We start from the raw sequence: 11,056 nt of genomic DNA, 5'->3' as shown, positions 1-11,056 counted from the left end.
CAAGGAAGTTCTCGCATGCTGCAAGATCTACATGCTGCGCACGGATGAGCTGGAGGACTGGACCACCAAGCACAGCAACGACCTATTTAGCCCGACCATGACCGTCATGCTGCGCGCGATGGGCCGCTGGGCCAAGGACGCCTGCCACTGGCTGAACAAGAACGACGATGTGATCGAGGGCAGCTTGGATATGGACGCCGTCACCGCTCTCGAGCGCATTGTCGCCTTCGTGCGTCGGGCTTGCGGCACTTGGCGCTTCAAGAACGCCCGAGCCGAGTACGAGCGCCAAGCTGGCAGCAACTTTTCCAGCGCTCGCAAGCTGATCCTCGACTGCTTCGCCCGTCGCTCACGCCTGCTGGTCTTGCGTGTGGACCTGTATATGCGCAAGGGCGATAGCCTTTGGGATCTGGCCAAGGAGGGTGACCGAGCAGCAGCTCGCTTTCGCCGCCTATTGTATGAAGGCAAGCGCTTCCCCAAAGCCATGGGCTGGATCTGCAAGTGCGAGCACGGTATTGACCGAGGCCTTCACTGGCACTGGATGGTGATTCTCGACGGCCATGAGCATTCCAACGCCATGGGCCTGACTAAGCAGCTGGGCCTCTTGTGGCAGCAGATCGTTGGCGCGAACCGAGGTAGCTACTTCAACTGCTACGTGCGTCGAAGCCATTACAAGTTCAATGGTCTTGGCCTGGTCCATGCCACCAATGCCCATAAGCTCTTGGGAATGCGTCACGCCATCCTTTACATGACCAAGCGTGATTGCGTGCTCAGAACCACGACGGACAAGCACCAGGACTTCCGGCGCAGCAAACCGCGCAGGAAACCCGTCTCCACGCGTGGTGCGCCCCGCAAGAACGAGGATGGCCTCGACTCATACCTTATGCACCCGCGAGTAAGAGACTACTTATCCTTTTCTGAGCAGAAATACAAATACATAGCTGAGACGGCGGCCTCAATCAGCACCGCGTCTTTGCTGCTAACTTCAGGTTTCAATGCGCTCCGGCGGGGAGTGCTGGATATGTACGTCTTCCACAATCTCGGAGAAGTACGCGAGCGGGAAAAGAAGGCGCTGGCCGACTAAAACACCGAGATCGCACACGACAGCCTTGGCTGGCTGCTGCCCGCCGAGTTCCGTCAGCACCACTAACCGACCACTTCAACTCAGCCAGGCATTGGACTACGGGGAGTCGACAGAGTCAGAGCGGCGGGGCGGAGGCTTGGGCGCTTCATTCCGACTTTGGCGAAGTCTGCCAATTACAAATTTTGCCTCGGCCTCATCAACTTCCTTGAATTTATATAGATCGTAGAGCTCAATAAGCCTTGATTCAGGATAGACATTAAGAGTTCCGCTAATTTTGAAAAGACCGCTTGCGGCGGCAGGCTGATCGTATACCTTCTTGTTAAACTCGCGAATCCGGCCGGCTGCGCCATCTGCGGGAGAGATCGATTCGTGAAAACTGTAAAAGTTAAAGACGGGCTGAATGCACGATGGATTAATTAATATTGTTCCATGCTCAAGTGTTCCGTAGATGTATACATCCCGCACAGGCAGCTCGCGCGTTGGTGCGCTTGATAGAACTGCCCTGCAGTAGGGATTTTCCATTGGAGAGTTCGAGCAGCTGGTCAGCAGAAAGCCGACGAAGGCAACGGCGAATTTATTCATGGCTCATATCCCGAGCAACCCCCGCCTCCACTCGCACAGGCTCCTTCCCAAGAGCGCTTTGCACCGTCCCAAATAGCGCGCCGACGATCCGCGAGCGACATTCCAGGTTGATTGTAGGCATTCCTAATGCCTAACGCATTGGCCATCGCGGAGCTCATGCCATACGCATTAAGTTCCGTCACCATTCTCTCAATGCCTGTTGCAGGAAAGTAACTCGGCCGGGCGCCGGGCTGCATGCTATCCCATTTATGCACTCCCTCATGGCCAACAACCATGCCTCCGACGACATCTGTTCTAAGTCCCGTTCTTGAAGCTGTTCCACGAATCTGCTGAGCATCAAGATCCATCCCGCCTTTTGAGAATTGCCCTAATACACCCTCGCCCAACGACGCAAGGTTTATCGTAAATCCGTTCCCGTCGCCGGCAGTACCAATGATATCTAGCACTTTCCCTAATTGAGTTTTGGCACTGCCGTCCCTCATCTTCCCATGTGTTGCTGCTGCTGCTTTAACAAACGAGTCGGTGAGGCGGGCATCCCTAACGCTGCAAGTCGCACCATTATTAGTGCAGGCGTAGCGTCCATCAGGATCGGTAAATCGATACGGATTATTGTTTGCATACCAATATCGATTGAACGCCCCAACGGGATTTTTGTAGGCCGTCACCGGATCCACTGACAGGAATCTACCGATCTGCGGATCGTAGTAGCGCTGCTGCATGTAGTTCATGCCGGTCGCTGCATCCAGTACGTGACCCGTGAAGCCAGGCCCATCCTTCGCCGTTGCGTTTACCACCTGCCCATAGGGCTCGTACTCGTTTCGCTCCAGCACCGCCTTGTCTGCGCCGGTCACCGTGATCGGGCTGCCCAGCGCATCGGTGTGCTGGTACTTCGGTGTGATGACCGTACCTACCGCCTCACGGAATGCGACCAGACTGCCACCCAGATAGACATACTGGGTGCTGACACCCAGCCGGCCGTCGGTGCTGTACATCAATCGCCCGTCTTGGGCATAAAGACTGTACTTGCTAGCCGTGGTGTAGTCTCGAACCCGACGCCCCGCTGCATCGTAGACATAGCTGGCAATGCCATTGACGCCGCGCAGGCGGTTGCCGAAGTCGAAGTCAAAGACCTTGCCGTTCTTGTTGTTGAGATTGCCCTGTACGTCATAGCCCAGGCCAATCACGCTGGCGCCGCTACAACTGCCGGTCTTGACGTTGGTCAGCTGCCACTTGGTGTCGTAGCAGTAAAAGTGATTGCGGGCTGCACCACCTCCAGCAACGTTGACCCGTATCAGGTTGTCCAGAACATCGTAGGCATAGGTGGCTGTGCCGAACATCGCCGAGGTCGTCGACGTCACTCGGTCCAGCCCGTCGTACACCATGCTGCGATTCTGACGACCGGCGATGTTGTCGGTGATCTGGCTGACATTGGCGTTCTTGTCAAACCCGTAGGTCAGATCCAGCCGTTTGTCGGCGGCCGCCGTGCAGCCGACCACTACACAGTCCATGCTGCGAATCGGTAGATGCCGGGCGTTCTGCGTCATCGTGTGGACGATGCCATTGCCATAGGTGAACTGTTTGATGGCCCCATTGGGGTGGTAGCTCACCCCGGTGGCAAACGTGCCCGCCTGGGTGGGCTGTCCGAGTGCATTGGGTGCAAACGCGACACTCTGCCCATTGGGATACTTCTCGACACTCAGATGGCCATTGCTGTTATAGGTGTAATTAATGGGCCAACTGATCTGGTTCCACTGCATCCGCTCCTCCGTCAGCATCCGCCGACGGTTGTAGGTGTACTGTGTGGTAACTAGGTTTGCACCATCATTGTCGGCAGACACCGTGTTGGGCAGACCATCGGCGGTGTAGGTCCAGGTTTGGTTTCCCCGACCATCCGGAAACGTTAGCGTCTTGAGTCGGTTGCGCACGTCATAAGTGCGAGCTGCGGTTCGCGCCAGAATGGCCGCAGTCTGGCCGGTGGCATGGCAGGCGGACGTAGCGCCGAATCCGCTACCTGACCATGTGAGATTGCCTCCGGCGTCATAGCCCATCAAGGTGGCGCCGGTTTCCGGCTCAACCACCCGGCACAATTCTTGATTGGTGTTGTATGTATAGGTGCGCGTGGCCTGCACCGTACCGCCACTATTGCCGCGCACGATGCTCGTGGGCTTGCCAAATACATCCCGGACAATCGTGGTAACCGCCCCCTCGGGATGTGTGATCTTCACCGGCGCATCGTAGCTGGGCTGGTCGAACATCTGGTACCAGGTCCGCGTCTGCTGCCCGCCCGGTTGCGTGACCAAAGTGTAAGGACCTGTCGCGTCGCTCAGGTAAGCCGTGGTTGTCGCCAGCAACCCCAACTCTGAATCCTGCGACACCGACTTCGTGCGCCCCAAAGCATCGTAGGTTGTCCAGATCCCCTTATCCGGGTTGCTCGCTGCCGAAGGATACGAGGTAAACACCACCCGCCCCTCATGGTCGTACTCGTAGCCCGTAAAGCGCTGCGTGGCAGTCACGTTGCCCGAGTCATACTCGCGCACTAGCAACGGCCGCCACAGGGCATCGAAATAGCTGATCTTGACACCATTGCCGGTTGTTACCGTCTGACGCCAGTGTCCTGCCGGAATCCCGTATTCGGCAGTGCCTACCTGGACAAAAGCCTGAGTGGTGGAGTTCCACGCAACCGTGTCTCCAGTGGGATAGGCGATGCTCGCCATGCGCCCCATGGCGTCATAAGTGTAGTTGGTGGCGTATCCATTCTCGTCAGTGACGCGCGCTATCCAACCTCTGTCATCGACGATGGCCGACTGAGTCTTGCCGTCTGCATAGGTGATCGACTGCGGAATGCCTCTCTTCCAGCCAGCAAGCGTCGTGACGTTGTTGTTGCCATCCTTGACCGTAGCCACTGTGCCGTCAGTATTGTAAGTCAAGGTCTGCTTAAGCTTGCCGAACGACCAGCTTTGCAATGGCATGGCAGTGACAGCATCATAGGTCGTCTGCTCGGCCACAGCACCATTGACCGAACGACTTGCCACTTGCCCCAGAACCCACTTCGTCGTGTTGTCGTGGTAAGTGATCGTCTCTGTCCGCGTGGACGACTGCCCCAGAGCCAAGTCCACGTTGAGCAGCAAAGATGCCCCTACACACATCAATGGCCAGACGAGTCCCTGTTGTCTTAGCTTGCTCATCTTCGCTCTCATGGTGATGGACTATTCGTCGCGGTGACGCTCAGCGGCCTTGCAAGCACATCGAACGTATCGATTGTCTTCGTAAAGATGGTCCCATCTTGCTTCACGCTGCTGCGCTTAAGAGGCTGAACGACAGCGTTTATCAGCCCTTCTCCTTTGTATTGCCGCGTAGCGCCAATGGTGCGAACAAAAGGCTGCCCGGTTCCATTCAGATCGTATTGAAGCTCATCCGTCCGAAGAACAGAGCTGGGTGCTGCCCCCCGCTCTATCCTGATCAACTTGTGTTCGTTGTATCTATAGGTATTCCCGTATGTGTGCCTCTCGAACCCAGCGGGCCCATTGATGTCGGTAGACACGTAGCTCGCGCAACTATCGAGATTGCACTTCGGGTCAATGATTGAATAGACCGTCGGCGCGTTCAGGGGTTGGCCGTCGTCCGGCAGGCGAATCCAGGTATAAGGGCCAGCAACCCAACTGCCAGGCGGGATGTAGTTCGGAGAATAATTCCAAAGACTGCGCGCCTGTGCAGCAAGCTGACTTCCGTTGTACTGATAGGTCCACTGCAGGCCATCTATTCCGGGGCCGGATATCTTCTTTCGGACCAAGCTATTGACCCAGTAGAAGCGGACATAGTCCGAGTAATCTGCACCGTACTCAGGACCATCGCTTAGCGGATCAGCCAAGCATTGTTTGGGAACACTACTCCGACCGTGCAACGTCGGAGCGAACTCAAATTCGGCCGAAGCACCGGATGGATGTTTCATCGTGAGGACAGCATTTGCTACTGCTGACTTGATCGCACCAGGGTAGTTGCAACTGGCTGGATACTGTTGACTAAGCAGGAGCGACTTACTGTAATTGCTTAGACCTAGCTGCCAAGCACTTCCGTCAGGCAGAGTGACGGAAGTAAGTGCATCGCCCGAAGCCGTGTAACCGTAGTTCCAGACGCGACCATCAGATGCCACAGATGAAATTCTTCCATTTGGGCTGGTAGTGAATGTGATCTTTCGCCCATCACTAGATTCTATTTTCTCAATACGGACTGCCTGCTGGCTACCATTAACATAAGAATAGGAAACCCAGTTCCCGAACCTATCCTCGACCTTCGTCACATAGAGAGCACTCATTTTCCTGATGAGTTCCTGCTCGTAGACTTCCTCGAAACCACCAGTTGGCGTCTGAATTGAGTAATAGAACGACTTTCGCTGGGGTGGCTCATAGAACTCCGCCATCCAATCGAACCAGTACTTCGTACCGTCGGGCCCAACCGCCAGAAAGCCCTCACCGCTGCCATTCCTGATGGATGGAAGGCATGAGACCCAAACTCTTCCGGTCGTAACCCATCTATATGGCCCACCCACACTAGGCGAAGGCAACCCACTACTGGGAGCAAGCAGCTCTCCGCCACCGTCCATCTCTATGTTCAGCCCTGACCAATAGTCCGAAGCAAAGAACTCACCGATTACCGGCGGAACTCGTTGACCTGAACAGCGCTGGTCAGACCAGGAGTAGGTCCGTTGTGGATTGTAATCTATTCCATTGGGCCCTAGAACGTTCCCTTGAAGCTGGCGCGCGAAAACGCCCGTAATCCTGGGAATATCCAGCGTCCAATCAGCGAACGACTGATCTTCCATTGGTGCGTTGTACAAGGAAGTCTCTGATAGAACTACTGGATCTCGAAGCGATAGCTTGCGCGCCACGCGAACGGGTAGCGACGAGCTACCTTCCAGCTCTACATCAACCACTTTGAATGAGACGCGGCCGTTGTATAGGTCAACGCTCTCACCAAAGAGGTCGCCTTTGAGTTCACTAACCCCGCTGCGGTTTTTGATGTGCTGGGAATAGCTCTCCCACGGTGCCTGCTGCGCACAAGCTCCGAATGCAACACATGCCAAGACGGCTGAACCTAGAATCGATCTGAACATGTCATCCCTAGAAAAGACATGGTTGCTCTGTCGCGCGACTAGCTTCGTACGCCGATTCTCAAGCGCCAAGTCACGCCCCCTTGTAGCTCCCCCGCCGATCCTGGTATCCGGAATCGTCGATCATGCGTTCTGTCAGCTGCCTGCAGCATACGAAGCTTCAACCGGAAGACCATCGAATCCCGTTCGAGTGCTGGCATGGCAATAGAGATGTAATCACAGCACGTGGCCAAAGACATGCCGCGCCGCAGTATTCACCCAGAGTTGAAAGACAATGTCCCACCCCATTAAGGGACAGGACAACGCCCGAGATCCCGTCACGACCGCCAAATTTCCAGCTATGCGCGCCCCGATCGCTGTTGACGGCCTGGATCGAATGGCCCAAGAAGCGCCGCTGGAATCGAGCCCAACGAGAGCAACCAACAGGGTTCCGCTTCAATACAGCACTTCAGACTCGCCGGATACCAGCTATTGGGCTGGAAAAGGTGGGGATTGAGCGGGCTCGCTACGACTGGAAAACGTCCGGCAAAGCCGTCCTGACTTTCCCGCTCAATTCACCCATAGAAAATCATGCAAATGAGCACGCTCCACGCATAGACTGCTCGCAACTAATTCAACCGTCTAATTTCTCTAAGTTCCCACAAATGATCCGATGTCAATCGAGAGTCTCCGTCGGCTTGCGGCGTGACGATCGGAGCAGTTTCCCAATGCGCCTGTACAGAAAGCTAATCTATTTAGTTTCTTACGGGGTTCGCTTCAATGAACTTCCCGTGGTGAAGCAAATAGCTGACCCTCTTCTCCACGGATGGACAGCAGGTCGGATCATCTGGCCCTTGCGTCAGGATCCTCATTGTTAGTGTTCCGTCCTGCACCGAGAACTCCTGAACGCCTTCTCCGTAGCCTGCTACCGGGATCGCATCGGTATATCGCAATACACCCCCCTCGCTAACAAATCCAGCGACGTGGGTGGCATAGGCATTGCCACCATTGGTTGCCTGCAGTACGAAGAGCACCACCTTATCGCTAACACCATCCCCGTTGAGGTCGCCCTCTGCGAAACGCCGGGCTTCAACGTCTTCCTCTGACTGATCAAATGTGAAGGCCACCCGCGTGAGGGCCTCATTGATCACTGTTTCATCTGAGGCAAGTGCTACAGGCCCCGATGCAAGCACGGGCCCAGCTTCCTCCGAAGGGCATCCCAGCGCCTCCGCCTCCGCGGGTGTCAATCCCGCCGGCACTTCACAGCCTGCCAGGTTGATATCGCCCTTCTGTGTAAGAGCCTCCTCCTTCTTGCATCCTGCAACTGCCAGCAACGCGCAAGCTGCTAGGGTAACCACTTCAATCCTCTTCATTCGATCTCCTGAGCTCACTAAGGAGCAAAAGTAGAAGCCGCGACGATGGCGGGCGTGCCAATGCACGCCCGCTCTCCAGTTCCACCGAAGATCGCTATCGCTTGTCAGACCCGTCGCATACCCAGCAATTGGGATCCAACCCACGGGCGATCTTGTCCGCTCGGATTCGCTCCTGCTCCTCTTGGTACCGGGCATCACGTATCGACGGGCCTACCGGCCTGATAGCCCCTGTTCGCTGCTCTGCCTCCTCCAGAAGCACGGCTTGCTTCGGGGTCAGCACGAAGTCGTCACTCGCGAAGATTGAGCGATGCAGTTCCCGCATCTCTGATTCCTGCATGTATTCCTTGCCATCTTGCAGGTAGTAGCTGGCGGATTCGATCTTCCCGGCGCTGTAGAGGATGCGCTCTGAGATCGCCCCATTCTCCTCCCAATAGGCCTCCCACAGACCCTCCGGAGCGCTCCCTTTGAAGATGCTTTTCACCTTGACCTTGCCGCTGGGATAGTAGCTCCTGGCCTCCCCTTCCAAAGCGCTGTTGACAGCCGTCGCTTCGTAGGAGAGCTGCTCTGGATTATCGGCGTAGTAGATCTTGATGGGGCCATTGACCTTCCCATCCTTCATGGTCAGAAGCACCCCGGGATTGCCCTTCCTTGTGTGAAAGACCGTCTCACCGTCGAGCCCCCCGTTTGTACGATGGCCTTCGTACGCCACCACCTCGGATCGCGGATAGCGGCAGGTGAAGGAACTACCGACCAGCCCGTCTTCCACATCCACGTCGCAGATGTAGTCCAGGTTTCCCAGGAGCATCGTCATCTTGGTCGGCTGATTGGTGTCCAGGTTCTGCAGAATCCTCCTGATCGGCCCCAGATGCTGCTCGATCTGGTTATGGGGAACGCCCGTCACCAGGCCGTCGAATGGCTCATTGGCGCCCCCTTCGAAGATCTTGCCATTGCTCAGATCAGCATTGCGCCAGTCCAAAACCGGCTTGCTACAGCCAGCCAGAAGAAGGGCAACTGCCACCAGCGATACGTACTTCATTCCTTTCATGTGCTTCCTTGTTGGTGGGTTCTACGAGTGGTCAGTGCGTGGCCCCTGGAGCCTGCTGGAATAGGGCTCAGGGCCGCGCGGGCAGGACTTATGGATTGGGGGCCGTCACTGATATCGGCATTGCTCAGCTGCGTTGGCGAGCTGATCCATGAAGTCCGAGGGCGGACGCCCCTGCCTGTTGATCGCCACGAGTCCCTGCTCGCCGTAGTGGTCCTGCAGCTTGTCGATGGCACATTTGCAGTTGGACTTCGGTGCGCCGCTGCTCATGCAGCTATCGATGAACTGGCCACGGACCTTGTCCAGTTCGCTGGTGCAGCCAGCCAGCATCAGGACGATGGCCGGGATCAGGAGGGATGCGAATAGTCGGCTCATGCCTATCGCCTCCTCACCAAGATCAGGATCCCGAGGATCACCACGATCCAGATCACCCCGCTGAGCAGCTTCCCCACCGAGGGGAACATTACCGCAGGCCATACCAGCGCCTGGCCCAGGTTGTAGAAGAACCCCTTGTACGCGTAGCGACCCCAGATATCGAAGCAGATCGCAGCGATAAGTACGGTCACGCCGTACATGCCTATCAAGTACCTCATGTGTTTCCTCGTTGGTTGGATTAGTTGGTTTGTTTCAGATGCTCACTGACGGCCTCGAACAGCAGTCGCAGGTCATCAGGGTTGGGAATGCTCAAGCTGATGAACGGCTCGCCATGGATTCGCACGCCAGCGCCGTGGGCAGTGATCTGGGTTAGACACCCCAGCAGCCGGGTATCCACCGCCTCGAACTTGGCCTTGCCCCGGATCTGGGCCTCGGTGATCAGCACACCCTCCCTGGCACCGCCGAACACGGTGTCGTCGATAAGGACAACGACGTCTTGGGCGCGTAGTCCTTCCCCGTAGCTGTCTAGAGCCCCCAGGAGCTTCTTCCTGGGGATGTGGGGAGCCACGAACACGCGCTCGAAGGGCTCGTTGCTGAACTCGAGCCCTTCCAGTACTTCCCGAAGCGAACGGAGCGGTGGGGGCTCTGGGGCCCTGGCTCGCTCCGTCCGGGGACCTGGATCAGCTGGCCCGGCCGACGCTTGGCTACGGTCGAAGCGTTCACGTTGGTCCGGGTCCTTGAGGACTGCATAGGCCTTGTTGACGGCCTGCATCTTGGCCGTTGCCCACGCCACGGCAGCCTCGTCGCCGGCGGCGTACCGGTCAGGGTGGTACTGGCTCCGCCTGCCCTTGTAGGCCAGCTCTATTTCCCAGAGAGGTGCCTCGGGGCGTACCCCGAGGACTTCGTAGTGGTTTTCTTCGGACATCCCTTTTCCCTGCAGAAGCGGTAACCAAGCGGCTTTTTTGGCCAGAACTCGATTGCTCGCTGCTCAATTCCGCTGCCCCAAGGGGTCTAGCTCCGTACTCGACCTTTGCCCTACCTCAATACCCGCAATGCTAATCGTAGTATGTCGAATAGTAGTATTCAGATCGAGACCATCTGCCGATGGCTCGTGCATCCCACGAAACTCGATTGGTCACCGTTTTCGCCGGAAATGTCCGGCGATTGAGGAGAGAACGTGGACTCTCTCAGGAAGAGCTAGCCGAGGCTGCCGGTGTCCATCGGACATACGTGGGCATGATCGAACGCGGCGAAAAGAACGTGACGATCTACAACATCGAGCGAATCGCAATAGCTCTTGATGTCCCACCAGGATCTCTTCTCGAGTGAGCGTAAGGATCTGAAGGGGCTGGAATGCAGACCCTCTCCCCCTAGAGGCCGGCCGCCTCCTCAATCTTTAGCGCCTTGAGCAAGCAGGCTCCGGCTCTCATGCGAAGCCTGCTAGCGGCCTCCCTCACCTTCGCCCTCTGCCGCCAATTTCCAGCAGCAGCGCGCTCCATCTCCCGAGCCTGTCGGTC

At 56.7% G+C, this 11,056-nt stretch carries 10 protein-coding genes; 2 read left to right on the top strand and 8 right to left on the bottom strand.

All coding sequences use genetic code 11. From position 1 onward, the window contains the following. On the top strand, window positions 1-1,081 hold a 1,081-nt coding region (locus VA603_RS06255; RefSeq protein WP_323438273.1), incomplete at its 5' end, for a hypothetical protein. 96 nt (window positions 1,082-1,177) lie between these two features. Here the strand turns inward: VA603_RS06255 and VA603_RS06250 are convergent. The 8 genes from VA603_RS06250 to VA603_RS06215 form a co-directional block, all read right to left on the bottom strand. Continuing rightward, on the bottom strand, window positions 1,178-1,663 hold the full coding sequence (locus VA603_RS06250) for a hypothetical protein (RefSeq protein WP_323438272.1): 486 nt from the start codon (window positions 1,661-1,663) through the stop codon (window positions 1,178-1,180). Then, window positions 1,660-4,848, bottom strand: a complete 3,189-nt coding sequence (locus tag VA603_RS06245; protein ID WP_323438271.1) for an RHS repeat domain-containing protein — start codon at window positions 4,846-4,848, stop codon at window positions 1,660-1,662. The genes VA603_RS06250 and VA603_RS06245 overlap by 4 nt, the downstream gene beginning before the upstream one ends. A gap of 8 nt (window positions 4,849-4,856) precedes the next feature. Then, on the bottom strand, window positions 4,857-6,773 hold the full coding sequence (locus tag VA603_RS06240; protein WP_323438270.1) for a hypothetical protein: 1,917 nt from the start codon (window positions 6,771-6,773) through the stop codon (window positions 4,857-4,859). A 731-nt stretch (window positions 6,774-7,504) separates the two neighbouring features. Then, complete coding sequence (locus tag VA603_RS06235) at window positions 7,505-8,122, bottom strand: hypothetical protein (protein WP_323438269.1); 618 nt, start codon at window positions 8,120-8,122, stop codon at window positions 7,505-7,507. Window positions 8,123-8,216: 94 nt separating this feature from the next. Continuing rightward, entirely contained in the window at window positions 8,217-9,167 is a 951-nt protein-coding gene (locus VA603_RS06230) for a toxin-antitoxin system YwqK family antitoxin (RefSeq protein WP_323438268.1), read from the bottom strand. Window positions 9,168-9,272: 105 nt separating this feature from the next. Then, window positions 9,273-9,539 (bottom strand): hypothetical protein, encoded by a 267-nt coding sequence (locus VA603_RS06225; RefSeq protein WP_323438267.1) that lies wholly within the window; start codon window positions 9,537-9,539, stop codon window positions 9,273-9,275. A gap of 2 nt (window positions 9,540-9,541) precedes the next feature. Beyond that, window positions 9,542-9,757: a hypothetical protein gene (locus VA603_RS06220; protein WP_323438266.1), complete on the bottom strand. Its 216-nt coding sequence runs from the start codon at window positions 9,755-9,757 to the stop codon at window positions 9,542-9,544. Between the two features lie 20 nt (window positions 9,758-9,777). After that, on the bottom strand, window positions 9,778-10,464 hold the full coding sequence (locus VA603_RS06215) for a J domain-containing protein (RefSeq protein ID WP_323438265.1): 687 nt from the start codon (window positions 10,462-10,464) through the stop codon (window positions 9,778-9,780). 179 nt (window positions 10,465-10,643) lie between these two features. On the opposite strand from VA603_RS06215, the gene VA603_RS06210 reads away from it, so the two are divergent. After that, a complete protein-coding gene (locus tag VA603_RS06210) occupies window positions 10,644-10,868 on the top strand; it encodes a helix-turn-helix domain-containing protein (protein WP_323438264.1) in 225 nt (74 codons plus the stop codon). Window positions 10,869-11,056: the final 188 nt, after the last annotated feature.

Source organism: Stenotrophomonas capsici, assembly GCF_034961085.1.
In the GTDB taxonomy this organism is placed as follows: domain Bacteria; phylum Pseudomonadota; class Gammaproteobacteria; order Xanthomonadales; family Xanthomonadaceae; genus Stenotrophomonas; species Stenotrophomonas capsici.
The sequence above is the reverse complement of the archived record's forward strand: the minus strand, read 5'-3'. Positions and strand labels throughout refer to the sequence as shown.